Origin of the sequence: Mucilaginibacter sp. JRF, assembly GCF_015223065.1 — a bacterium.
Taxonomy (GTDB): domain Bacteria; phylum Bacteroidota; class Bacteroidia; order Sphingobacteriales; family Sphingobacteriaceae; genus Mucilaginibacter.
Genome location: NZ_JADFBY010000006.1, coordinates 228,809 through 252,595 on the forward strand (window position 1 = coordinate 228,809; position 23,787 = coordinate 252,595).

Below are 23,787 nucleotides of genomic sequence, written 5' to 3' on the forward strand. Positions count from 1 at the left end.
CTAACGCTTACAGCGCGCCTTCTATCAGCATACCATAAAAATCGCTTACCTGCATACCCATGGCACGTACCTGTTGCGGTATCAGGCTATTAGCGCTTTGGCCTGGTGTGGTGTTAACCTCGATAAAATAAAAATCGCCGGTATTTTCCTGGATAATAAAATCGATTCGCACCATACCGCGGCAGTTTAGGCGACTGTAAACATCTTTTACAATACTGGCCACTAATTCGTTTTGCTCGGTGGTCAGGTCGGCAGGGGTAACCTCGTTGGTAACGCCGGGGGTGTACTTGGCCTCATAATCAAAAAAGTCCTTTGAGCTGATGATCTCCGTAGCAGGCAACACCGTTACCTTATGGTTCAACCGGGCAATGCCAATGCTAAACTCACGTCCCTGTATGAATTCCTCTATCAGTATCTGATCGTCTTCATGAAAAGCTTTCTCTAACGCGGCGGGCAATGCGGCAGCGTTGTAAACCTTGCTCATGCCCACGCTGCTGCCACCATTATTAGGTTTGATGAACAGCGGGAATTTCAATGTAGCGGCAATGGTAGCTACATCGTGCGCGTCGTTTTTAAATAGTTTTATAGAGCGGGCGGTGTTTAGTCCGTGTATGCCGTGCACCAAAGTTTTGGTGTAAGCCTTGTTCATAGATATGGCCGATGTTGTGGCATCGCAGGTATTATAAGGCACTCCTATCATATCCAGGTAGCCCTGCATTTTACCATCCTCGCCTGGGGTGCCATGTATAGTGATGAAAGCGAAATCAAACTTGATCTTGCTGCCATCAATGGTTATACTAAAATCATTCTTGTCAACATCTACAGCGCCTTTAGTGGTTTCGTGCAGCCAGCGGTTACGGTCAACCAAAATGGTGTACACGGCATATTTCTCCGGGTTCAGATTGGCGGCTATGTTTTTGGCGCTGTTAATTGAAACTTCGTACTCGCCGGTATAACCGCCGGCCAAAAGGGCTATGTTTTTTGCTGACATGGGGTCAAATATAGGTTTTTAGCTGATACCTGTAAACGCTGTAAATTACAAAAATAGCGGTGCAGGCAGGGCTAATATCATACGGTCGGTAAATCAGCTATTTGCCTGGTGTTTGGCGCTTAATCTTTCCTTAATTAAAATATTTCACCTATGTTTGATAGCTAATAGCTACCCCTGCTTACAACATGAGTAAATTTGGTGCATATATAAAATCTGCCTCTTTCCGTAAAACAATATTGTTTGCCGCGGCCTCAATTCTGGCTGTTGTGCTGATAGCCTTTTTTAGCTTGAGTTACTACACCCGCCATGGTTCGGGCATACCGGTACCTAAGTTAAAGGGTATGAATATCGATCGTGCTATAAGCCTATTGCAGGAGCAGGGGTTTGAGTATAAAATTGATTCGGCCTACATTGGCGATCAGCCTCCGGGTACGGTTATCGAACAAGATCCTGACCCTGAAACCAACGTAAAAGAGGGGAGGGTGATCTACCTCACCATAGTAACCACACAGGCCCCGATGGTATCATTACCCGATATGGAGCAAAATAACTACCGCGAAGCCCTGGCTACATTGGCTAACTACGGCTTAAAGCTGGGCGATACCAGCTACCGGTCAGACATTGCCCGCGACCGTGTGCTTGAAGTGCGTTTTGGCGGCAAGGTGGTTGAAGCCGGTACCAAAATACCCAAAGGCTCAAAGGTTGACCTTGTACTGGGCGACGGACAGGGAGCCAGCGAGGTTGATATACCCGATTTGCTGAACCAGGACCTTGACGCGGCACGCTTTGCCATCAGAGGGGCGGGGCTAACACTGGGTACTGTTACTTACGAGGGCACCATAACCGATTCATCAAACGTTATCATAGTAGCGCAATCGCCTATGCCTACTGATTCGGCATCGAAAACAAGTATAGGTACGCGTATTAATGTAACGGTATCGCAAGGTACTGCAACACCACTACCACCTGATGAGCAAAACCAAAATTAGCGCTACAGAATTACTGGAGCTTATTAACAGCGATAAGCAACCGGTAATGATTGATGTGCGCGAAAAGATAGAATACCATACCTACAATATAGGCGGCATTAACGTGCCCCTGGCGCAGCTTGCCGATTATATTGAGGATGCCGACCACAACAAAAACGACGAAATAGTTGTTGTGTGCAAGGCCGGCCTCCGTAGCCGTACCGCGCAGGTACTGTTGCAGCAGCAAGGCTACACTAACGTAATGAACTTAACCGGCGGATTGATCGCTATTCAAAAAATTAATAATTCGTTATAACAAAATGGATCAGCAGCAAAAACCGGCTTCGGGCGGGTTTAAGAAGTTTATCATAGCATTTATATTATTGGTAATTGTTGGCCTTGGCGCTACAGGTATATTTTATTATCTGCGCTTTTTTGGCCCCAACGTTACCGGTGAGCAGGAGTATCTGTACATAAAAACCGGCTCAGATTTTAATGCCGTTTACAATACTATTAAAGAGCAGCACATTGTTAAGGATACCTTTGCTTTCGCGGCAACCGCGCAGAGTATGGATTACCCGGCCAGGGTAAAACCCGGTAAATACCGCCTAACAGATGGCATGGGCAACCGTGCATTCATTAATATGCTGAAAGCCGGTAACCAGGAGCCGGTAAAGCTGACCATCCGTGGTTTGCGCCTTAAAACACAGTTCGCGGCATTTGTATCAAAGCAGATGGAGCCTGATTCTATGGCGTTGATCAGTCTGCTTGATTCAGCGAAATACGTAGAGAAATTCGGTTTGAATACTGATAATATTTACGTGATGTTTTTGCCCAATACTTACGAGTTTTATTGGAATACATCGGCCGATAAGTTTATCGAAAAGATGTATACCTACTATACTGAGTTTTGGACGCCCGAACGCAAGGCAAAGGCTGAAGCGCTTAATCTTACCCCGGCACAGGTATCTATATTAGCATCTATTGTTGATTGGGAAGCCCTGCACGATGATGAAATGCCTACCATTGCCGGCTTATACCTTAATAGGCTGCGTGCAGGCCGCAAACTTGAGGCCGACCCAACAGTAATATTCGCCACCGGCGATTTTACAATTAAGCGTGTACTTAACCGTCACCTGCTAACTAATTCGCCATACAATACTTATTTACATACCGGTTTGCCTCCGGGGCCGGTTATGATGCCATCAATCAACGCTATAAAGGCAGTGCTCGATCCGCAGAAGAATGATTTTATTTATATGTGTGCCAAGGAAGATTTTTCGGGCTATCATAACTTCGCCGTAACCGAAACGGAGCATTTAAAGAACGCGCGCCGTTTTCAGCAGGCACTTAACGAAAGGAACATCAAAAGATAATGTTTGAGCACACTACCACCATACGTGTACGCTACGGCGAAACCGACCAGATGGGTTATGTTTACTACGGTAACTATGCTGAGTTTTATGAGGTAGGCAGGGTAGATATGCTCCGTTCGTTAGGGATGACGTACCGTAAAATGGAAGAAACCGGTATTATGATGCCCGTGCTCGAAATGAAGTGCAAATATCTTAAACCTGCGCTATATGATGAGGAGCTAACCATACGTGTAATTATGGATAAGCTGCCCGGCGTTAAGATACATTTTAGGTACGAGCTGTTTAACGAGAAGCAGGAGCTGATAAACATTGGCGAAACCTTGCTGGCTTTCATCAACATGAAAACCAACCGCCCTTGCCTTGCCCCGGCCGAATTTATTGAAAAGACAAAGCCATTTTTTGAGTAGCTTTGGTTAAATGGAGTGGCTGCACAACTTTCTTTTCAGGTTTGCATTTTACCGCAGGTTTATTGATTGGACTAAAACACTCATCATACCCGGCTTTCGTCCGCTGCCGCTTTATACTGTAGTTGTATTCTTTATTTTGGAGATAAAGCAGGGGGCATTGGGTAACCGTGCCTCATCATTAGCTTACAGCTTTATGCTGGCTATTTTCCCGGCGCTGATATTTCTGGTATCATTAATTCCATTTATACCCTTAATAATCCCTTATATACCCGAATATAAGTTTCAGCGGGAGTTGTTATCCATATTTAAACTTATACTGCCTGATGACGCCTTTCAGGCCTTCAAGGTAACATTGGTTGACCTGGTGAAGAACCGTAATGGTAAATTGCTCTCATTCGGTTTCTTTTCTGCCTTATACTTTGCTACCAATGGCATCAGCAACCTGATGCGGGCATTCAATAAATCATCATTACAATTGGAAACCCGCAGCTGGTTAAAACGGCGGTGGACGGCCATATTGCTCACGCTGGTGTTAAGCTTCGCTATGTTTTTTGCGATTATACTGATGATAGCCGGACAATCGTTCATCAGCTTTTTGCAGGAGCATATTTACAGCAAGAGCAACTTTTGGTCGTACGTTATCGCCTTTTCCAGGTGGATAGTTATCGTGATCATATTTTTTGTGACCCTGGGTGTGTTGTATCGATACGGGCCGGCGCACAAACAAAGGTGGAAGTTTATTAACCCCGGCTCGGTACTGGCCACTTTTTTGGGATTACTGATTTCGATAGGATTTGCCTACTACATCAACAACTTTTCGGCCTATAATAAAGTGTACGGATCTATCGGGACATTGATCGTGGTGATGATCTGGATGTACCTAAACTCACTTGTTGTGCTTATCGGGTTCGAATTAAACGCCAGTGTCGACCTCTCGAAACGTAATATCAAGATCTCAAAACCCCTTTTTAACACGTTTAGAACCACAATAAACAGGCCAAATGAAAATTAATCTCATTGGTTGTCAAAAGGTTGCTTGAAAAAGCTGATTTTTTAAGAAAAATTTAACATTGAAATTTGGCAATTCAAGTCGGTTTTGTACTTTTGCCCCCGGAGAGATGGCAGAGTGGTCGATTGCGGCGGTCTTGAAAACCGTTGACTGTTAAAGGTCCGGGGGTTCGAATCCCTCTCTCTCCGCCAGATACATATCAAACCTTTTAAAAACGCCTCAAATCAGATGATTTGGGGCGTTTTTCGTTTAAAACCACCCCATTTCTACGCAATACTTCTCAAGCTGATCGGGGTCTATTGCGAGACCTATCGGGTTTCCGTAAATTTAGGTCTCGCGAAACGCCTTAATTAATTGATTTATAATTATTTATATGTTGTATTATGATGAGAACGGTTTGCGTGAATTTTTCATTAAAAAAAAGCAAGATTTTAAGTAACGGAACAGCTCCGGTCTATATGCGCCTAACTATAGATAAAGAGCGTGTTGAATTCACAACACGGCGATATATTAAACCAGATCGCTGGAATTTGAACAGGCAGCAGATGACGGGTACCAATGAGGAAGCGCGGACATTCAATAGTTACCTGAAAACACTTGAACAAAAAGTGTTTGAAGTACAAAGGCAGATGATCGATGGGAATGTTCTTATCACCGCACTTGGAATCAGGGACGAATTATTTGGCAGGGCTGATAAAAATAGCGATCGCATGCTTGTGCCAATATTTGCAGATAATAACGGTAAGATACGATCATTGGTTGGTCAGGAATATGCTTCAGGTACTCTTGAACGTTACGAAACAAGCTTGAAGCATACCGTTGATTTCATGCAATGGAAGTATGGAAAGCGTGATATAGACATCTCGATGATAGACCATGAATTTATTACTTCGTATGACTACTATTTACGCTCCGTGAGGCGTTGCGCAAACAACTCCGTTGTTAAATACCTGAAAAATTTTAAGAAAATTATCCGGATCTGTATAGCCAACGGATGGCTGGATAAAGATCCGTTTATTAACTACAAGGCCAAGATCAAGGAAGTTAAGCGGGACTATCTAACAATCGATGAGATACGCTTAATTCGTAATAAGAATTTCAAAAGTGAACGGATAAACCAGATCCGTGATATTTTTCTTTTCAGTTGTTTTACCGGCCTCGCTTATGCTGACGTTAAAAAGCTTAAGCGGTCGGAGATCGTTAAAGGGCTGGATGATCAGTTCTGGATATCTACCAGCAGGCAAAAGACAGACACCGCTTCACGCATTCCATTGTTGCCGGATGCGGAACTAATATTGGAGTTGTACAAAGATCATCCAGAATGCTTACACAAAGGTTATGCCTTGCCGGTTTTATCCAACCAGAAAATGAATGCATATCTAAAAGAGATCGCTGATATCTGTGGGATAACAAAGGAACTCACTTATCATATGGCCCGTCATACTTTCGCAACATCAGTTACCCTTGCAAATGGAGTGTCCATAGAAAGTGTTTCGAAAATGCTTGGGCATAAAAATATCCGCACCACTCAACACTATGCAAAAGTCCTTGACAAAAAGGTTAGCGAAGATATGGCGATGTTGAAAGTTAAACTGTTATCAGAATAGAGAATAATTATGAAAAATAACGAGAGTAATATTTTAACTCAAGAGCTTGTTATCAACAGTATCTATCAAGTCAGAGGGATCAGAGTCATGTTCGATTTCGATTTGGCTGAGCTTTACCAGGTCGAGACCAGGGCGCTTAAGCAATCGGTTAAGCGGAATATTTCGCGTTTCCCGGGGGACTTTTTTTCATTCTGACAAAAGATGAATGGAAAGAGGTTATCACAAAATGTGATAACCTCTCCGATAATATAAAGTTCTCATCGGCATTGCCCATGGCGTTTACCGAGTGAGGGGTTTCCATGCTGTCAAGCGTGCTTAAAAGTGAGAGGGCTATTGCTGTAAATATTCAAACCATGCGTGTCTTTCATAATCTAAGTAAATTTCTGCTTGATCATGCTGAGTTAAAAGTTGAGATATAAATGCTGAAGAAAGGGATGGCTAACATGGAAAAAAACTTGGAGATAGTATTTCAATATATCGAACAACTGGCTGAGAAGCCCGTCGAGGAAAAACCTTGTAGACGAATTGGATATAAGCCGGACTAGCGATTGTGAAATATAGTTGAAAAGAGGACAACTTGCTTACATTGTTTCTTATTTATTAAATTGAAGAAGGACAGTTGTTTAAATAAGTAATCAGACACAACGCTCATGAAGATACCCCGTTTGGAAATATATTTGCGCTGTGTATTAGTCCGGATCATTTAGATAATGTGTTAATATAGTGATTCAATACATACAGATTTGTGATAGCATCGGTGACGACATTTTCACCGAATAATCTTTTGATGAAAGTTGCGCCACCTTATGAATATCTTGTGAAACAGGAATCGAACACTGCCCATCATAGTCGACTGGTTTGGGCAGAACGCTAACTTTCACATTGCGGAAACGCATTAGCTGTGCAGACGTCACTTGCTGGGCGGCTTTAGGTTATGCTTGTAATAAAGAATGGGAAGAGGAGGGAGATGTCAAGTCATTTATCACCCATTGCGGTACCGGATGTTTGCCCGCTACGATGAACGTTTACATAATAATAACTTTTGAGGCAATGATCCATAACCGATAGCAGGCAATTCGAATTAGGGGGCAAATAAAAACCTACTATGTTTGTTTTTTTATTAGTCACCTGATCTATAAAACCCGGATACTAGTGCGTGAAACCGTTATGGTGATGCCGCCAAACATTAGAATTCAAAAGAATACTAAGGGAAGTAATCCTTTTACGCCAAGGTAATTCTAATGTTGTTTTCAGCCATTTGGTATGTTGGTTAAACATCTAATGCTCGATATGAATAAATGCTTCATAACAAGTAAACAGGCCGCGCCTGCCTATTAGCAGGTAATTTTCCAGCCAGCCTTCACACTGGTGTTAACTTAGCATTTTGATAACCCTGCCGTCTGCAGACAGGACTTTATCATACTTCCTAAATATATTATATGTAGACTTTTTTAAAATCACGCACGATTGTACTTGTTTTTGGCTTTCATAAATAAACTACTATACCATTAAATGTGTTGTGCATTTTTGATTAATCTACACTATAAACTTTGACATCATTATATTTTAATTGTCATTAAGTACATGTTGAGCTATCGAGCTTAGTCAATAAAAATAAATATAAAGTGCGTTGCGAAGTAGCGGTTAGAGGGGTTATATAAGCAGTTTTTGTAAAAAAAAATTAATGAAAGCGCAAAGCTTTAACAACGTTTGTCCGTTTTATTTTTAAGTAAGACTCTTTTAACATTTAATAAATGCGCCAACCACTGACACAAATAAGATAATCGTCCAAATTACCGCCAGCCATTGCTCAGGCTTAAAGATCAAATTATTTGGCAAGTTAGCGTCACCACTATATGGAGTTTTATTGTCCGTCGTTGTCTTCTTTTGTCCCATCTTGATCCATTTTTGCTGTATCTGCATTTTCAGATTTTGATTTAAAAAGTGTATCTGTACCAGCGCCCTCATGAAGGCTCCCCTTGTCAGGATCATTGGTGTCACTATTATTATTTTTTACGGAATCGTCATTTTGTCTATCGGCACTGCCACCACATGATACAACACCAAATACAGCGGCAAGTAGCGCTGCAACAATTATTTTCTTCATGAATTAACTTTAGAGGGATAAATAATATCTGATAATTAGTTGAATAGACCCAATTAGTCCAATTTCCGTGCCAGTAGTGATAAAGTAATAATTCTATAAATCTTTGTGTATATCAAAAAGTATTGAATTAACCTATCCTGGTAGTGTGTATCGCAGGCACCCACTCATCGTGTTGGCATCGATCACATTTTCCGCTATGATTGCGATTGCTAACTTTTGCGCAAAATGTACAGGCGTGATCACCCTCTTTTTCAATTAATCTTGAGCGTTTATTGTAAGGTTTAGGTAATACCGGCAAACCAGGTCTGACCTTTTCGTCCGAAAAAAATAAAAAACTTACTTGCCCATTTGTTTCAAGTATGGCGCTGCGTACTTGTCCGACATGTTCAATCCCACGCGATCGCATTTCAGCAAAAAACTCATCCTTTGCAAAAGTGTTGTCTGTTTCTTCCTGAATGGTGAACATGCCGTCCTCAATGATATACATCGGATCGCCCTCAAGTATACTTTCAAAACGTTCGCTTTTTGCAGAGAAGTAGGTAAGCAGCCGGTAAAAACCTAAAATCACAACAAAGACTAATAAAGAAGGGATTATGGCCATTTCCTTATTAAACATCGGATCGCCCGCTGCCGATCCCAGTGCGATAATGATTGCTACCTCAAAGATACTTAATTGTCTCACACCCTTTTTCCCGGATAAACGAAGCAGTATCAGGATAAAGGCAAACATCAGCAGAGTACGCAACACGATTTCAAACGCGAAGCTTAAATCAAGGTCTTTTAAAAACAGGTTATACCAATCAAATTTCATAACTACAACTTACTAATATTTTAATATTTTATTTACTTTATCACAGAGCGTATAGTAGTCAAAGAGTTACTCAGCATAAAGCAATTATAAACTACAGGCAAAAGTTCAACGTCGGCTTGGTCAAAAACATATCTCAATTGATACTTTCTCGTTTTCGGAACGAGTAGACATTGACAAGATTATTGATAACAATAGAACTTAGATAATTAAACAATCCTTTATTGGTAAGTGGAATATTAATATTAGTTTATTACTGACCAGATGAAAGTATTGGCGAGTCAACTTAAACCGTAAGAATATAGTAATGATAATGGATAACATATTGTGTAACAGTGACAATGAGTAATGATTTAATTTTATAATTATTAATTAACTCTATCACACCAATAACATGAAAAATTATTTAATCTTTACCTTAAGCGTATTATTGTTCATAATTGCTTCCTGCAAGAAAGAGAACCCGGTTCAGTCCAAGCCAACTCAAGCTGAAGCCACATTCCTGGAAACAAACGATGTCACGCCCGTTCCTTCAGGGGCATATAAAGTCATCGCCGGGAGTTTAAATCAATCGGGATTTAAAGACGGTAACGGGAAAAATGCTCTATTCAATGGACTTTACGGAATATGCGTAGCCAAAGATGGTTCGTTGTTTGTATCAGACCATTACAATAATGCGATCCGGAAGATCAGGTTTGACACAGTAGTAACCACCTTGCAAATACCTAAAACCCGACAGGGACAAACTTTCGAAGATCCGTATGATATTGCCGTGGCAGATGACGGTACAATAGGGGTAACTACCGGTGACGGTTTATGGATCTTTTGGCAAAGCCAGGTTCTTTTTCGTTACTTAACAAACTTTCATGAAAGCATTGATGCTATAGCGAAGGACGCAGGCGGCCAATACCTTTGGTTTACTAATATCCGCGCGCTTGGATATACACAGGGATCGCAGGTTTACGAAGCAAAAAAACCTGTTGGGATCGGTTCTGAGGAATACATAAGCGATTTAGCTACCAGCGCTAATGGTAAGATTTACGTATCAACCAATAAAAATATCTACACTTTAAATGCCAACGGAACGACTTCGCACATTTTAACCTCTCTTAATTTTCAGGGAATCTCAGATATTGTAGTTACAAAAGATGGTTCTAAAATTTATGTGGTTGACGGTGGATTACTCAAAGTAATCACGAATTGTTCAGGTTGCCTTAGGGTAATGAAAACCATTCCTTTAAGAGGCACAGATGCGCTTTCAATCGCATTATCAAACAGTGAGAAATATCTTTATTTTACGAGCAGTACTTATGATACTGTTAATAAACTTACGTTGTAATGCATAAAAGCATTATCAAATGTAATGAATCAATAATGGACTGAATACAGCCATTATTGATTCATTTCTTACGGTTTGCAGATATATTTAAGTTTTGTCGATCATTATTTCTTTTTTGCAGGTATGGGTATAATTTTAGATACTGTTGATTTTTCGGACTGATAGTCAGAAGTTGATTTTTTGCCATTAACAGCCGGGGCTTTTTTAACGTTTTTGCTGCCTTTATCTTTACTCATATTAGTTAATTATTTAATGTTCATTTCTCTTTCGAGCTTTCTGATGTTGCTGTCAATTAGTGTAAGGTTAAGTTCAGTATAATACTCCTCCCGGTATTTTTTTAGAGAGTTTATGCCGGTAGTTATTTGTGTTGTTAATGCATTGATATAACGTAGCGCGTTTTTCTTGGCTTTTTCCATCGCGTAGATTTTATCTGTGTATTCGTAAAACCTGTCTTTTAGTGGTAAAAGGGAGTACTTATTAATTATCCGGTTATTGCCTTTTGCCGTTTTTGTAGGCATTCCATTATTAAACCGCACTTTTAAAGCAGGTTTTAAATCAATAACAGAGATCTCCTGAATAGCAGGAGAATTTTCAAAAACGCGATAATATTTACAGTGAAAATTTTTCATTTGCTTGTTGGTAATTAGTAGCGTAAAGCTTAAAAATTACGGGGCAGCAAACCAGGTAAAGTCTAAGTAATAAAAGGATGGGTGAGAAGCGGTTTTTATAAAGATAAGCTAAATAACCGGATAATCTAACAATACAAAAACTATATATAACGGATGCTGCATAAGTGATTAGCAACGAAACTCATTGTTGGCGCCTGCGGCTAACCAAAGCGCATTGAACAACTCTGAAGCGGCCGTTAAAAAACTTTCTTTGAGCTGCAGCTGCTTATCGTTCACCGACTTATTAAGGCTTGGCCTCCGAGCGATATTATTAACTGTGCCGCGTCGGGCTTCTATTGCCTTCTTAACGATCCCTAAAGATTTTCATCCACGCCATCCGCTGCAAGTACAGCCATTTTGCGGTCAGGATGCGATCTTTAATTATACCGGCCATGCTTAGCGCATCCGATTTGGTTAAGGCACCTTTAACCTGTACCGATTAGTAGTCCTCAACTGCCGCATCAGCGGGAATACTTCTATTGATAGGTAGTTCCAGTTTAGGGATGTGATGCAACCAGCAAACGTCAACGCGACCTGTCATTGACACGGATATAGATTTGAAGTGTCATATAAAATAGTCTCGACTGTGAAGAAATATAAGATTTGATATTCCATTTAATTATTAAATGCCACCTTTTATTGAAATTTACTCTAAGATATATGATTAAAACGAGTCTGTTTATTCGTTCGATTATATGTCCTTATAAGTTTCCGACACTGATTTAGTGAATTCTTTGTAAATAATGTGTTAAGAGTTTAGGTTAAAGACAATCGGCAGCTATTATTCGCGCTTTCTTATTACCCTTAATTGTATCAAATTACTTCACGAATGCGTCAGTTATCAACAAAAACAAAAGGCTATATAGTTGGTGTTCCGCCGGTCACCTGAATCGTAGCACCAGTAATGTAACTGCTTCCTTCGCTTGCTAATAATACATAGGAGCCAGCGAGTTCGGCCGGTTGTCCCGCCCGGTTAAGCGGTACATTCTTTCCAAATTCCGCTACATCCTCGCCCTGAAATGTAGATGGGATAAGCGGCGTCCATATTGGCCCGGGCGCAACACAATTCACTCTGATACCTTTCTCGCCCCATAACTGAGCCATGCCCGATGTGAAGTTTTGAATCGCGCCCTTTGTAGCTGCGTACGCAATAAGCACAGGCTTAGGTTTATAAGCGTTTACTGATGTTGTATTGATCACGCTACTGCCGGGTTTTAGATGTGGCTCTGCAAACTTACAAAGATAAAACATAGGATAAATGTTGGTCTTGAAAGTTTTATCCCATTCTTCAGAGCTTACCTCCTGAAGAGACGGCCTCGACATTTGGTAAGCCGCGTTGTTCACCAAAATATCTATTCCTCCAAGTTCAGACAGTGCTACATCAATGATTTTTTGGCAATGAGCTTCCTCTTGGATATCCCCGGGAAGCAACACTGCTTTCTGCCCCGCCTTTTCCACAAATTCCGCAGTTTGCATGGCATCTTCATGCTCATTCAGGTAGGAGATCAGCACATCAGCACCCTCGCGGGCAAAGGCAATAGCTACCGCACGGCCAATACCTGAGTCGCCCCCTGTGATGATTGCTTTTAAGCCAGTTAACTTACCTGAACCTTTGTAAGAGGTTTCTCCGTGGTCGGGTAGGGGCGTCATCAATTTTGTAATACCAGGAATTTCTTGCTTCTGTTCAGGAAATGCCTTTGTTTCGAATTTGTTTGTTGGATCCTCATTCATAGCTGTCATTTTTTTAGTTGTTTATGTAATTGTTGTCCTGCATTCTTTTCAGAAATATTTTTTACTCATTTATTTTTAAGATCGTTTACAGCAATCAAGATATCGTATGTAGAAGGCAAGGAGACATGCCTTTTGTAAAGCGTTTTATTTAAGAAGGATACAACCTGATTTTTGCTGCGTAAATCTTCAGGTATAGAATAGTATAATACGGAGTGCGGCACTTGCCAGGGTGTGTGCTGTGGATTTGTTTGTGCATACAGCACAACTACCGGTGTTTGTGTAGCTGAAGCAATATGTATAGTGCCAGTATTTACAGAAATTAATAAGGGTGAATGGCTTGATAAACAAATAAATTCATTTAGGGTGAATAAACCACCGGCAGAAACACTCCCATTACCGATAGCTGATGCTATACTATCTGTTAAATGTTTTTCTGATTCAGAGCCTGTTATTATAAGCTTATATCCTTCAGCAACAAGTGCGATACCTAATTCTGTCCAGGATGCTAAGGGAAACTCTCTTTTTTTTTCACTTACACCAGGGTGAAGCATCAGCCAGGGGCTGTCATCATCAAAATCAAATCGCTGCTTCAGCTTTTGGACGATTGGAGGCCAAAGATCGTCATTAACGGTTAAACGCAAGCGTTTATCTTTAATGAAAGCTCCAACCGTAGCTGCCAGTTCAAGGTCTCGGTCTACCTGATGTTTAATGTAATGGTACGGTTCTTTATCGGGAACCCAATAATTAATAAGTTGGTACGGGTTTTCACGACAGTATGCCAACACGCGTTTAATACCTGCCAAGTAGGTGAGCATTGCCGTCGGTAAAGGGCTTTGGCTAAAAACAGTAAAAATTACCGCCGCATCAAAACTGCGTTTTTTCAGCAGTTCAACTATCGGTTCGAAGCAGTCGGAATTGCTTTCAAGTGCCGATTTTACCCATGGTACATCAAATATCAAAATATCATCTATTTCAGGCATGCTGCGCGCTATTCCTGCGGCCATGGTCGAGGTAAGTACAGTTATCCTGGCCTTAAATGTTTCCTTAAGCGCACGTATCGCCGGACCGCTCATCAGCAAGTCTCCCATATTGTCCTGTCTGATGCAGAGTATATTTTTGCAGTTTTCCCAACTCATATTATTAAGCCTGAAACTATGTAAGCTGTTGCCTGATTAATGCTTTTACAAGTTATTAAAGGAGTTCGCATAACGCCAGGCAGCCATTCGGTTTCATTCCCGTTATCAATAAGTATGGTTTTGCAACCCGCGCAGTTGCCGGCTTCTACATCGTTTAATATGTCGCCTATCATCCATGACTGACTTAAATCAATATGATGTTTTTTAGCAGCCGTCAACAACATGCCAGGTTTCGGCTTACGACAGTCGCAATTGAAACTGTAATTCAGCATTTTACCGTCCGGATGATGTGGACAATAATAATATGCGTCCAGTTTTATGTGGTATAATAAAAGTAATTCGCTCAATCGGGAAAACACACCTTCCAGCTTATCCTCGCTGAACATACCACGAGCTACTCCTGATTGGTTGGATACAACGATTAGACGGTAACCATTTTCGTATAACAGCCTGAGTCCTTCTATAGTGTCAGGCTGAATGGTAATTAAAGATGGTTCTATATTATAAGGGATATCCGGTATAAGGGTACCATCCTTATCCAAAAAAACAGCTTTATTCATTAGGTTCAGTAATTATGCCGCTTTACCTTTGTTCTCGCTTACTTTAATAGCCGTGCTATACACAGGCATCAATTTCCGGTATACCTGATCCATCTGATTGGCTACCTCGGCCCATGTAAAATGTTCGTTTACTCTCTTAAGCCCCTTGTAACTGGCCTGGTATATTTGCGTCTCATCCCGCAACAACTCGTTTATCTTTGTACCTAACGCTGCCGGATCATGCGGTGGTACCAGCCAGCCGGTCTCACCATCGTTTATACTGTATTTTATGCCGCCGACATTAGCGCCTATCACAGGAGTACCACAAGCCATTGCTTCAAGTGGTGTTATTCCGAACGGCTCATACCAGGGCGTGGTTATAAATAGATCGGCAGCGGAATAATAGTACCTTAACTGTTCTCGATTTTTACGGCCGGTAAAAATAACTGATGCTTCTACATTGTTTTTCCGGCAGATGTTCATGAGACGGGCAAACTCCGGAGAGTGTTTCTCATCTAACACCTCAGTTTCGCCGCCAACTACCACCAACTTTACAGGTTTGTTGTTAGCTTTGATATATGGTAGCGCCCTTATCACATTGTCAATACCTTTACGAGGAACCATTCTACCTAGCTGTAATAACAAAAACTCGTTTTGCGGGAGGCCAACTATACGGCGTGCACATTCTTTATCTACCGGCTGAAATTCTTTAGCACTGAAACCACATGCGACGATACTTATTTTTTGGAGCGGAGCACTATAAAAGGTAATTAAGTCGTCCATATCCTGCGGGCATTCGGCAATAATGTGATCAGCTTCCTGAACTGCCCATTTCTCGATATCTATTCGTTCTGCCGGGAATTTGTCCTTTTCTGCCTGATGCATGCGGCGTACATGCCCAAGAGCGTGGAAGGTGACTACAAAAGGAATACCTAGTTCTTTTTTAATGCGGAGTGCGACCAATGCTGACATAAAAAAGTTAGCATGAATGAAATCGTAATGAATATGTTGATTAACAATAAAATTGGCCATATTGTCCTTGAAATCATCCATATACTGTAGTAAGTCTTCCTTAATAATCGCTTTCGCCGGGCCTGCCTTTACATGTATTACGCGCACACCGCGAGCCCATTCTATAATCTCGGGTGTCAATGTATTTTCCCTGCGGGTAAATACATCAATTAAATATCCCACAGATGCCAAGTGCTTGGCAAGTTGTGCTACATATACGTTTTGTCCGCCTGTGTCAACGCCCCCCAAGGAGGCCAAAGGCGACGCATGGTCGCTAATAAACGCTATTCTTTTCTGACGGAATTCCATAGGCTGTGGTGTTGTTTACCGCGTTGCGGCGGGTGTGTTTTTGGGTAACCTCGGCAAATAGTGACTCCCATTCGTTGGCGAAACGGGTTATGTTAAAGCGCTTACGGGCAACTTCCTGTCCGTTTTTACCTATCTCGCGGGCGTGTTCAGCATCAGCAATTAATAAATTCATTTTATTGATCAGGTAACCGATATCGGTGTGTATATATCCTGAGTGGCCGTTTTCAATTACGGCCGATAACTCTGTAGTAGCTAACCCAACAACGGGTATACCCATCATCATGGCTTCGCAGATAGCGAGGCCGAGACTCGTGTAGCGTATCGGGTTAAAAAAGAAACGGTATTGACTTTGAAAAGCTGGCAATTGCGGGTGTAATACTTCGCCTAAACCAAACTCGCCGGTTCCCATTCCTACCAGATCGAGCGGTACCTGTTGCCTTACTTCGTTAAAAATATCAAAGCCAAGCAAACGGCCTCGAGCAGGCAGGTTATTGATAACAACTAAACCCTTGGCTATATCCCCCGAGTGATTTACGTTGGGTGCGGTAACGCCATGTTCAATAACAAGAGTAGGCGTATTATTGCTATCCCACATTAGTTTGTTAAAATGGGTAACATGAACAAGCGTTACTTCCGGATCGTCAACAACATGTTTGGTGTCCGTAGGGTGCTTGCGCGGCGGATCGTGCTCGATGTATATTTTGGGCAGATTGCGTTGCTCATCACTCAATATCTCGTACTGATCAACGAGGTAATTATTATTGGTTTGGTAAACAATGCAATCAAACTCATGCTGCTTAACTTCTTCGGCAGGTATTTCAATTACATTATCACCAAATGGAAACGTCTCGCCCCGCCCGTAATAACCTTCTGTATTTTCGGCTTTTGTAGGTATAAAGATGGTATAGTTACCTTGCGAAAGGTAAAAAAGGTAACTACCGTGTATATGCCACGTGAATATTTTCATCAGTAAGTGTGGTGTGTTATTAAAGAAACCTTTATTTATCGGCAGGCTTTTGCTGCTCATTCATCATATGCGCCAGCGTGGTGTCAGGCGTTACGTTGCTCATGGCCATCATCGCTTTGTTTTTAAAGCCCGAAACAACTTTATCCGTACCCGCCATTAATGCTTCATAACCGTCTTTAGCTACATCCGCGGGGTCAGACAGGGAGCTTTTATCCTGCACAATCCGGCTGTCCTGCATTTCGGCTTTGTTAAAAAAGTCGGTATAGGTAGCGCCTGGCTGCAATGCGGTAACTGTAATGTTGGTGTCTTTCAGTTCCTCACGGATAGCCTCACTGAAGGATAGTACAAATGCCTTAGTGCCATGATAAACCGCCTGCCATGGGCCAGGGGTTTGGCTGGCTATTGATGCTAATTGTAATATACGTCCCTCATTACGCGCGACCATATCCTGCAAAAACAGCTTGGTCAAAATAACCAGCGATGCAATGTTTAGGTCAATGATACCTAATTCACGCTGTATATCATTATCCTTGAACAAGCCGTAAGCGCCTTGTCCTGCATTATTAACCAGAATATCTATGACGATGCCCTTTGCTTTCACTTCGTCATAAAGATCAAAAGCCGCCTGGCGTTCAAACAGATCATGAGTTATAGTGATGACCTCAACATTGTGCTGCCTTAATTCGGCGGCTACGTTAGCCAGTTGTTGCTGTTCGCGCGATACGATTACCAGGTTAAATTCATCGGCGGCAAAAAGCTTAGCCAGTTCATAACCAATACCTACAGAGGCACCGGTTATTAATGCATATTTTCCTTTGTTGGACATGTTTTCTCAATTTAATTGTTTTGTTTATACCGCTTATAAACCTGGTTTAAGCACCACTTTGGTGCAGTCGTCCTGCTTTTTCTGGAAGATTTCGTAACCCTTTGCTGCCTCAGTTAAGGGTAAGGTGTGACTGATAATGTCTTCAAGCACCACTTTGCCATCCCGCACCAGTTCTATCAGGTGATCAATATAATTTAAAACAGGTGCCTGTCCTTGCTTCACGGTAATGCCCTTATCGAACATGCGGAACAGCGGGAAGTTATCATAAGGTGAACCATAAACGCCAACGATGCTAACAGTGCCGGCACGGCGTACGGCTTCAAAGCACATGTCAAGCACTTTCATGCTGCCAACCTCAAAATTTACGGCTGATTTTACCCGGTCCATAAAACTCCGGTCGGGTTCGAAACCAACGGCGTCAACACAAACGTCAGCACCTCGTCCGCCGGTTTTTTGGCGGATGGCTTCCACTACGTCGACATTCTTTGGATTCAGCGTTTCCACATTATTTACCACTTTAGCTTTTTCCAGTCGGTAATCAACCACGTCAATAGCTATTACCCGGCTTGCGCCATTTAACCAAGCTGCTTTTTGCGCCATTAAGCCTACCGGGCCCGAACCGAAAATGGCAACTACTTCGCCGCCTTTAAGCTGCGCCCAATCAATAGCCGACCAACCGGTTGGGAATATATCAGTTAAGAAAAGCGCCTGCTCATCAGTCAGGTTGTCGGGTACTATTCTTGGACTTATATCGGCGTAAGGCACGCGTACGTATTCGGCTTGCCCACCCGAGTAACCGCCGTACAGATCGGTATATCCATATAAGGCACCGCCTTTTTTATCGGTCAGGTTACCCTCCGGGCCATAGTGTTCGTAATTAGAATTTTCGCAATGCGGCGATGCGCCATGAGTGCAAAAGAAACAACTACCGCAGGCGATAGGGAATGGCACAATCACGCGGTCGCCTATCTTTAATTTGGTTACGCCCGAGCCCACTTCCTCAACGATACCCATAAATTCGTGGCCCATTATTAAATCAGTAGTTTGTGGTACTCCGCCGCTTAGTATGTGCAGGTCTGAGCCGCAAATAGCTGTTGAGGTAACTTTAAGTATTACATCTCCGGGATGTAATATGCGCGGATCATCGACGGTATCAACGCTGATATCGCCCGGTTTGTGGAACACTGCTGCTTTCATAGGTATTAATTGTAGCTAACTTCTTTCATTGAACAGCGCTTCTGTTTATTATGTTTTAAAATATTTAATTAGAATGAAAATCTGTATTATTTAAACTTAAGATGTTCCGACAGCTCAAATTCTATCCTAAGAGCTGATATTTGCTTTTTACTATTTCAATTATTCATTTTAAAGAATTGTAGAAGCGATTTCCACATCGACTTCCTCAGAGTGGGGAAATAAATACACTGTTGCTTTGTGTTTGCGTTTGGTGAGTTTAATTAACCTTTGATTAAGTTATATTTTGAGTTAGGTTATGGAAATTTGTCTGAAAAATATATTGCGGCAAGCTGTTTGTAACTATGCTAACGCAAGCTGATTAGTTTGTGATCTATTTAAACTATTGATTAAAACAAACGGCCATCCATTTGGGTGCATTACAATGAATTTACATCCGTCAAAAAACATTTCTTCAGGGCAGTTAAAGCAAGGTTTAAATCTTGTAATTGCCGACGGCCTTTCGGCCGAAGCCATGGTGGTTTTTACCAGTGGCACATTTTTAACAGCCATGGCTTTGCACATAGGGGCTACTAATTTTCAGTTAGGCGTATTGGCCGCTTTGCCTACGTTTACCACGATGTTCCAACTGGCCGCCATTTGGATGGTGCAGCGTTTTAACAATCGCAAAGTGATTACTGCGCTATTCAACTTTTTAGCGCGGTTGCCCATATTGGCTATTGGTGTAATTCCGTTTATTTTTAGTGGAGGTACTACCGTGCAGGTGCTCATTTTGCTGCTCTTTTTTCAGCATATATTTGGTGATATAGGCGGCGCTGCATGGAATTCCTGGATGAAAGATCTGATTCCGGGTGAGCGTTTAGGTACTTTTTTCTCGCATCGCAGCCGTATGGCGCAAACGCTGAACGTTACACTGAGCCTTGCTACTGCTATCAGTATTGATTATGTCAAAACCCATTATCCCGATCAGGAAATCATGGCATATAACCTGCTGTTTATGCTGGGCGGTATATTGGGTTTGGTTAGCGTAGGCCTGCTGTTACGTACCCCCGAGCCAAAAGGCGAGGTGATCAATGATAAGCTATTCACGCTTTTTGGTAAGCCCCTTAAAAATAAAAACTTCAGGAATTTGCTTGTTTTCAACTCATTGTGGGCATTTGCCCTTAACCTGGCGACTCCTTTCTTCGCGGTTTACATGATGAAAACGCTGGGCCTCCCGGTTGCCTATATCATTGCTTTGGGCATTGCCGGGCAGTTAAGCAGTATTTTTTCAATCAAGCTTTGGGGCAGATATTCCGATCGCTTCAGCAACAAGAATATTATCTCGATTTGCGGGCCGCTGTATGTGGTTTGCATTATGACCTATGCCTTTACCGGCATGGCCGCAGGTGGTCAAATGTTACTTATTACGCTGGCAGTTATACATATGTTAAGTGGCGTTGCTACAGCGGGAATTAACCTCGCGATTTCAAACATCGGTATAAAACTCGCGCCTAATAACGAAGCTATCGCTTACATATCTACAAAGAATATGCTGGTAGCATTTTCATCTACTATTGCGCCGATGATTGCCGGTTTGCTTGCCGACTTTTTCGCAACGCATGAATTGGTGTGGACGATAGACTTAAAAAGTGCCGCCGGTATAAACCAGATACAACTGTTGCACCTGCAGGGTTGGAGCTACTTTTTTATAATTGGCGGCTCGCTGGCCCTGGCTTCTTTAAAAATGCTGAGCCGTGTTAAGGAGCAAGGTGAGATAGCCCGCAGGCGAATGACCGTACACATGCGCATCGGTTTTCGTAACAGGTTGCGTGCAAACCTCGGCCGCCGCATGGCCGACAGGATTTATAATCCATCGGCGATGGTGAAACGTAAGGTAAGCAAATTGTTAAGTGAGCGCCGAAGGCTTACCGCAGCTTAATTTATAATTAGTTTAGTGTTAATAGCAAAAGCCCGCATTATACAATGCGGGCTTTTGCTATTAATTTATTTATAAAAAAATTAACAATAATTAAAAATTTTAAATTAAAAAATAAACAAGGCGTGCGATTCATTGTAATAGTATAACATCTAACAAAATGTTAAACATCAATTATACTTTATCGCAATGTATGTATTAGGCATCAATGCCGTATTTCACGATTCGGCCGCGTGTATCATAGAAGACGGAGTTTTATTAGCCGCTACCGAAGAAGAGCGCTTTACACACCTTAAGCATGGCAAAAGGCCAGTTCCGTTCTCAACATGGGAGCTGCCTTTTCATGCGATAGATTATTGTCTTAAAGTGGCGGGCATTCACATCAATGATGTCGATCACATTGCGTATTCGTTTGATCCCTATTTACTGATCGGTGAAAAATACCGCGGTAATTCAACTATCGAAATACCTTTTGAAGAGGGCGCCTCAGCATTAGGTGATGATTTTCGTAATGTTTGGGATCCATTATTCCTGTCCTCCATCATCAACGCACCAGGCCAGTTGCGCGACGGTTATCCGCATCATCTGCAAAAACGCTTTATCGGTTGCAACATTCACCGTGATAAATGGCACTTTGTAGAACACCACATATCCCACGCTGCAAGCGCGTTCAACTGTTCGCCTTACGGTAATGCCGCTGTAATGACGGTTGATGGCCGCGGCGAGCTGGCTACCACTACTTATAATGTTGGCTCAGGGCAGCAGCTCAGCCGCATCGGGCAGGTAAATATGCCGCACTCTCTAGGTTTATTGTATGAGGAGGTAACCACGCACTTGGGTTTCCTGCACTCGTCTGACGAGTATAAGGTTATGGCTCTTGCATCATACGGTAAACCGGAATTTGTGAAAGATTTCAGGGAGATCGTGCAGATAGGGGAGGGGGGGCAGTATACCATTAATAACCAAAATCTGGAAGAACGATTTGGCCCTAAGCGTTTACGCCATAAAGAATTTACCTCGTTCCATTTCAATATCGCGCACTCGCTCCAACTGGTTATCGAGGAAAGTATGCTCGAACTTACCGGCTGGCTGCAAAAGGAAACACAGGAAGAAAACCTTTGCCTGGCAGGTGGAGTAGCGCTTAATTGTGTGGCTAATGCACGCATTCGTGACAGGGGAGCATTTAAAAATGTTTGGGTACAGCCTGCTTCGGGCGACGATGGTACTGCATTAGGCGCAGCCCTTTATGTAGATGCGCAGCAGCGCAACACTAATGAGCGCATCTTTGAAATGACGCATTGCTATTGGGGCCCTGAATACACTGATGAAGAGATTGAAAAATCAATGAAAATGTGGAAGGTGCCGTACCGCAAACTGAATAATATTGCTGAAGAGACTGCCGATATATTAGCGCAGGATAAAATAATCGGCTGGTATCAGGGAAGTATGGAATTTGGTCCGCGTGCTTTAGGGAGCCGTTCCATTTTAGCGTCGCCTATAAACCCGCAAATGCAGGCAAGGCTTAACGAGGTGAAAGACCGTGAAGATTTCAGGCCGGTAGCACCGGTTGTCTTGGAAGAAAAGGCAGCCGAATGGTTTGAAAATGCACGTTACTCGCCATTCATGTTATTCATCTACGACGTAAAGCCAGATAAGGCCAACAAAATACCGGCGGTAAGGCATACTGATGGTACGGCTCGCATCCAAACCATCAACGAAAATCAGCATAAAAATTATTACGATCTGTTAAAGGCCTTTGAGCGTAAAACCGGAGTGCCGGTGTTGGTTAATACCTCGTTCAATACCCTCGGTAAGCCCATTGTATGTACACCTCGTGATGCCATAGAATGCTTCTGGACATCGCCTTTTGATGCATTAATTATCGGATCATTTGTTATTGAAAAATGAGCATAGCCATATCTGTAATTATTCCCAGTTATAAGCGCACCCAGTTGTTGGTACGCTGCCTTAAAGCGTTGTTGCAGCAACGTTTTGAGAAAGATAGGTATGAGATCATTGTGGTGAGCGATGGTCCTGACGATGATACAAAACGCATTTTTAACGGATTTGCCGGTTATGAGTACCCGGCGTTGCGATACCTGCCGCTGCCAGCCAAGAAAGGTCCGGCGGCCGCGCGTAACTATGGTTGGTTAAATGCTAAGGGATCTGTCATTGCTTTCACGGATGATGATTGCGTGCCTGATTTACATTGGCTTGATCAGGTTTATCAGCATTTGAAAGAACAGGAATACGCTGCCATTACCGGTAAGGTGATTGTTCCGGTTAATGAGCGTCCTACGGATTTTGAAAAAAATACCGCTGGCTTGCAGTTAGCAGATTTCATAACTGCTAATTGCGCCTGCACTAAAGCAGCCTTGTTTAAAACCGGTGGCTTTGATGAGGATTTCAGTATGGCCTGGCGAGAAGATAGCGACTTGGAATTCAAACTCATTGCCAACAACATACCGGTAACACGTGTAGGCACAGCCATAGTAACCCACCCTTTACGACACGCAACCTGGGGGGTGAGCATCCGCGAGCAAAAAAAGACAATGTTTAATGCCTTGCTTTACAAAAAATACCCGAGGCTGTACCGCCAGAAAATACAATCGGCACCACCGGTATTGTATTACTGCATCATAACCGCTGTTGTGATGATGCTGACAGGTGCTTTGCTATCCAATACACCAATAGTGCTGGCGGGTGCTGCCATGTGGCTGGGGCTAACGCTGTTTTTTATTTATAAGCGATTACAAACAACCAGTTTGGCACCCGCCCATGTTGCCGAAATGGTGGTTACCTCTGTTGTAATTCCGTTTGCATCTATATACTGGCAATGGTACGGCGCCGTTAAATACCGTGTATTATTCATTTAA

At 42.4% G+C, this 23,787-nt stretch carries 22 protein-coding genes, 1 tRNA gene and 1 pseudogene; 11 read left to right on the top strand and 13 right to left on the bottom strand.

The genetic code is table 11. The features are described from left to right. Nucleotides 1-7: 7 nt before the first annotated feature. The gene (locus IM792_RS15815; protein WP_194102865.1) at nt 8-991 is read right to left on the bottom strand and encodes a D-alanine--D-alanine ligase; all 984 of its coding nucleotides are present in this window, start codon (nt 989-991) and stop codon (nt 8-10) included. A gap of 185 nt (nt 992-1,176) precedes the next feature. Between IM792_RS15815 and IM792_RS15820 the strand changes: the two genes are divergently transcribed. The 7 genes from IM792_RS15820 to IM792_RS15850 all read left to right on the top strand — a co-directional run bounded on the left by IM792_RS15820 (nt 1,177) and on the right by IM792_RS15850 (nt 6,358). Then, a complete protein-coding gene (locus IM792_RS15820; protein WP_194102866.1) occupies nt 1,177-1,980 on the top strand; it encodes a PASTA domain-containing protein in 804 nt (267 codons plus the stop codon). After that, complete coding sequence (locus tag IM792_RS15825; RefSeq protein WP_194102867.1) at nt 1,961-2,275, top strand: rhodanese-like domain-containing protein; 315 nt, start codon at nt 1,961-1,963, stop codon at nt 2,273-2,275. The genes IM792_RS15820 and IM792_RS15825 overlap by 20 nt, the downstream gene beginning before the upstream one ends. A gap of 4 nt (nt 2,276-2,279) precedes the next feature. Beyond that, a complete protein-coding gene (gene mltG / locus IM792_RS15830; RefSeq protein WP_194102868.1) occupies nt 2,280-3,335 on the top strand; it encodes an endolytic transglycosylase MltG in 1,056 nt (351 codons plus the stop codon). After that, nucleotides 3,335-3,742, top strand: coding sequence for a thioesterase family protein (locus IM792_RS15835; protein WP_194102869.1), 408 nt, complete (start codon nt 3,335-3,337; stop codon nt 3,740-3,742). The genes mltG and IM792_RS15835 overlap by 1 nt, the downstream gene beginning before the upstream one ends. Before the next feature lie 10 nt (nt 3,743-3,752). Then, nucleotides 3,753-4,754 (top strand): YihY/virulence factor BrkB family protein, encoded by a 1,002-nt coding sequence (locus tag IM792_RS15840; RefSeq protein ID WP_194102870.1) that lies wholly within the window; start codon nt 3,753-3,755, stop codon nt 4,752-4,754. A gap of 100 nt (nt 4,755-4,854) precedes the next feature. Continuing rightward, nucleotides 4,855-4,942 (top strand) — tRNA-Ser (locus tag IM792_RS15845). A 192-nt stretch (nt 4,943-5,134) separates the two neighbouring features. Next, nucleotides 5,135-6,358 carry a site-specific integrase gene (locus IM792_RS15850; RefSeq protein WP_194102871.1) on the top strand — a complete coding sequence of 408 codons (1,224 nt, stop codon included), beginning with the start codon at nt 5,135-5,137 and terminating at the stop codon, nt 6,356-6,358. 975 nt (nt 6,359-7,333) lie between these two features. On the opposite strand, the pseudogene IM792_RS15860 reads toward IM792_RS15850, so the two are convergent. From IM792_RS15860 to IM792_RS15870, 3 genes and pseudogenes are all read right to left on the bottom strand, one after another. Further along, nucleotides 7,334-7,711, bottom strand: a pseudogene (locus IM792_RS15860) (hypothetical protein). 511 nt (nt 7,712-8,222) lie between these two features. Further along, nucleotides 8,223-8,465 carry a hypothetical protein gene (locus tag IM792_RS15865; RefSeq protein WP_194102872.1) on the bottom strand — a complete coding sequence of 81 codons (243 nt, stop codon included), beginning with the start codon at nt 8,463-8,465 and terminating at the stop codon, nt 8,223-8,225. 127 nt (nt 8,466-8,592) lie between these two features. Continuing rightward, nucleotides 8,593-9,276 carry a YetF domain-containing protein gene (locus tag IM792_RS15870; protein WP_194102873.1) on the bottom strand — a complete coding sequence of 228 codons (684 nt, stop codon included), beginning with the start codon at nt 9,274-9,276 and terminating at the stop codon, nt 8,593-8,595. 391 nt (nt 9,277-9,667) lie between these two features. Here IM792_RS15870 and IM792_RS15875 point away from each other — a divergent pair, with 391 nt between their 5' ends. Further along, complete coding sequence (locus tag IM792_RS15875) at nt 9,668-10,612, top strand: hypothetical protein (protein ID WP_194102874.1); 945 nt, start codon at nt 9,668-9,670, stop codon at nt 10,610-10,612. Nucleotides 10,613-10,716: 104 nt separating this feature from the next. On the opposite strand, the gene IM792_RS21425 is transcribed toward IM792_RS15875, so the two are convergent. The 9 genes from IM792_RS21425 to IM792_RS15915 form a co-directional block, all read right to left on the bottom strand. Then, entirely contained in the window at nt 10,717-10,848 is a 132-nt protein-coding gene (locus tag IM792_RS21425) for a hypothetical protein (protein WP_255521431.1), read from the bottom strand. 9 nt (nt 10,849-10,857) lie between these two features. Further along, complete coding sequence (locus tag IM792_RS15880; RefSeq protein ID WP_194102875.1) at nt 10,858-11,241, bottom strand: hypothetical protein; 384 nt, start codon at nt 11,239-11,241, stop codon at nt 10,858-10,860. Between the two features lie 897 nt (nt 11,242-12,138). After that, nucleotides 12,139-13,011: an SDR family oxidoreductase gene (locus tag IM792_RS15885; RefSeq protein WP_194102876.1), complete on the bottom strand. Its 873-nt coding sequence runs from the start codon at nt 13,009-13,011 to the stop codon at nt 12,139-12,141. A 65-nt stretch (nt 13,012-13,076) separates the two neighbouring features. Continuing rightward, nucleotides 13,077-14,147, bottom strand: coding sequence for a glycosyltransferase family 9 protein (locus tag IM792_RS15890; protein WP_194102877.1), 1,071 nt, complete (start codon nt 14,145-14,147; stop codon nt 13,077-13,079). Beyond that, nucleotides 14,144-14,707, bottom strand: coding sequence for an HAD family hydrolase (locus tag IM792_RS15895; RefSeq protein WP_194102878.1), 564 nt, complete (start codon nt 14,705-14,707; stop codon nt 14,144-14,146). Before IM792_RS15895 ends, IM792_RS15890 begins: the two co-directional genes overlap by 4 nt. 12 nt (nt 14,708-14,719) lie before the next feature. Next, on the bottom strand, nt 14,720-16,006 hold the full coding sequence (locus IM792_RS15900) for a glycosyltransferase family 1 protein (RefSeq protein WP_194102879.1): 1,287 nt from the start codon (nt 16,004-16,006) through the stop codon (nt 14,720-14,722). Continuing rightward, nucleotides 15,972-16,973, bottom strand: coding sequence for a glycosyltransferase family 4 protein (locus tag IM792_RS15905; protein ID WP_194102880.1), 1,002 nt, complete (start codon nt 16,971-16,973; stop codon nt 15,972-15,974). Before IM792_RS15905 ends, IM792_RS15900 begins: the two co-directional genes overlap by 35 nt. 31 nt (nt 16,974-17,004) lie before the next feature. Further along, nucleotides 17,005-17,799, bottom strand: coding sequence for an SDR family oxidoreductase (locus IM792_RS15910; protein WP_194102881.1), 795 nt, complete (start codon nt 17,797-17,799; stop codon nt 17,005-17,007). 33 nt (nt 17,800-17,832) lie between these two features. Then, the gene (locus IM792_RS15915) at nt 17,833-18,996 is read right to left on the bottom strand and encodes a zinc-dependent alcohol dehydrogenase (RefSeq protein WP_194102882.1); all 1,164 of its coding nucleotides are present in this window, start codon (nt 18,994-18,996) and stop codon (nt 17,833-17,835) included. A 421-nt stretch (nt 18,997-19,417) separates the two neighbouring features. Between IM792_RS15915 and IM792_RS15920 the strand changes: the two genes are divergently transcribed. The 3 genes from IM792_RS15920 to IM792_RS15930 all read left to right on the top strand — a co-directional run bounded on the left by IM792_RS15920 (nt 19,418) and on the right by IM792_RS15930 (nt 23,787). Further along, nucleotides 19,418-20,914 carry an MFS transporter gene (locus IM792_RS15920; protein WP_194102883.1) on the top strand — a complete coding sequence of 499 codons (1,497 nt, stop codon included), beginning with the start codon at nt 19,418-19,420 and terminating at the stop codon, nt 20,912-20,914. Nucleotides 20,915-21,100: 186 nt separating this feature from the next. Beyond that, entirely contained in the window at nt 21,101-22,819 is a 1,719-nt protein-coding gene (locus IM792_RS15925; protein WP_194102884.1) for a carbamoyltransferase C-terminal domain-containing protein, read from the top strand. After that, nucleotides 22,816-23,787, top strand: a complete 972-nt coding sequence (locus IM792_RS15930; RefSeq protein ID WP_194102885.1) for a glycosyltransferase — start codon at nt 22,816-22,818, stop codon at nt 23,785-23,787. Before IM792_RS15925 ends, IM792_RS15930 begins: the two co-directional genes overlap by 4 nt.

What these genes read in the sequence shown, in the direction of transcription:
- IM792_RS15815 (WP_194102865.1), bottom strand. Translation starts at nt 991, where the DNA reads ATGTCAGCAAAAAACATAGCCCTTTTGGCCGGCGGTTATACCGGCGAG.
- IM792_RS15820 (WP_194102866.1), top strand. Translation starts at nt 1,177, where the DNA reads ATGAGTAAATTTGGTGCATATATAAAATCTGCCTCTTTCCGTAAAACA.
- IM792_RS15825 (WP_194102867.1), top strand. Translation starts at nt 1,961, where the DNA reads ATGAGCAAAACCAAAATTAGCGCTACAGAATTACTGGAGCTTATTAAC.
- mltG (WP_194102868.1), top strand. Translation starts at nt 2,280, where the DNA reads ATGGATCAGCAGCAAAAACCGGCTTCGGGCGGGTTTAAGAAGTTTATC.
- IM792_RS15835 (WP_194102869.1), top strand. Translation starts at nt 3,335, where the DNA reads ATGTTTGAGCACACTACCACCATACGTGTACGCTACGGCGAAACCGAC.
- IM792_RS15840 (WP_194102870.1), top strand. Translation starts at nt 3,753, where the DNA reads ATGGAGTGGCTGCACAACTTTCTTTTCAGGTTTGCATTTTACCGCAGG.
- IM792_RS15850 (WP_194102871.1), top strand. Translation starts at nt 5,135, where the DNA reads ATGATGAGAACGGTTTGCGTGAATTTTTCATTAAAAAAAAGCAAGATT.
- IM792_RS15865 (WP_194102872.1), bottom strand. Translation starts at nt 8,465, where the DNA reads ATGAAGAAAATAATTGTTGCAGCGCTACTTGCCGCTGTATTTGGTGTT.
- IM792_RS15870 (WP_194102873.1), bottom strand. Translation starts at nt 9,276, where the DNA reads ATGAAATTTGATTGGTATAACCTGTTTTTAAAAGACCTTGATTTAAGC.
- IM792_RS15875 (WP_194102874.1), top strand. Translation starts at nt 9,668, where the DNA reads ATGAAAAATTATTTAATCTTTACCTTAAGCGTATTATTGTTCATAATT.
- IM792_RS21425 (WP_255521431.1), bottom strand. Translation starts at nt 10,848, where the DNA reads ATGAGTAAAGATAAAGGCAGCAAAAACGTTAAAAAAGCCCCGGCTGTT.
- IM792_RS15880 (WP_194102875.1), bottom strand. Translation starts at nt 11,241, where the DNA reads ATGAAAAATTTTCACTGTAAATATTATCGCGTTTTTGAAAATTCTCCT.
- IM792_RS15885 (WP_194102876.1), bottom strand. Translation starts at nt 13,011, where the DNA reads ATGAATGAGGATCCAACAAACAAATTCGAAACAAAGGCATTTCCTGAA.
- IM792_RS15890 (WP_194102877.1), bottom strand. Translation starts at nt 14,147, where the DNA reads ATGAGTTGGGAAAACTGCAAAAATATACTCTGCATCAGACAGGACAAT.
- IM792_RS15895 (WP_194102878.1), bottom strand. Translation starts at nt 14,707, where the DNA reads ATGAATAAAGCTGTTTTTTTGGATAAGGATGGTACCCTTATACCGGAT.
- IM792_RS15900 (WP_194102879.1), bottom strand. Translation starts at nt 16,006, where the DNA reads ATGGAATTCCGTCAGAAAAGAATAGCGTTTATTAGCGACCATGCGTCG.
- IM792_RS15905 (WP_194102880.1), bottom strand. Translation starts at nt 16,973, where the DNA reads ATGAAAATATTCACGTGGCATATACACGGTAGTTACCTTTTTTACCTT.
- IM792_RS15910 (WP_194102881.1), bottom strand. Translation starts at nt 17,799, where the DNA reads ATGTCCAACAAAGGAAAATATGCATTAATAACCGGTGCCTCTGTAGGT.
- IM792_RS15915 (WP_194102882.1), bottom strand. Translation starts at nt 18,996, where the DNA reads ATGAAAGCAGCAGTGTTCCACAAACCGGGCGATATCAGCGTTGATACC.
- IM792_RS15920 (WP_194102883.1), top strand. Translation starts at nt 19,418, where the DNA reads ATGAATTTACATCCGTCAAAAAACATTTCTTCAGGGCAGTTAAAGCAA.
- IM792_RS15925 (WP_194102884.1), top strand. Translation starts at nt 21,101, where the DNA reads ATGTATGTATTAGGCATCAATGCCGTATTTCACGATTCGGCCGCGTGT.
- IM792_RS15930 (WP_194102885.1), top strand. Translation starts at nt 22,816, where the DNA reads ATGAGCATAGCCATATCTGTAATTATTCCCAGTTATAAGCGCACCCAG.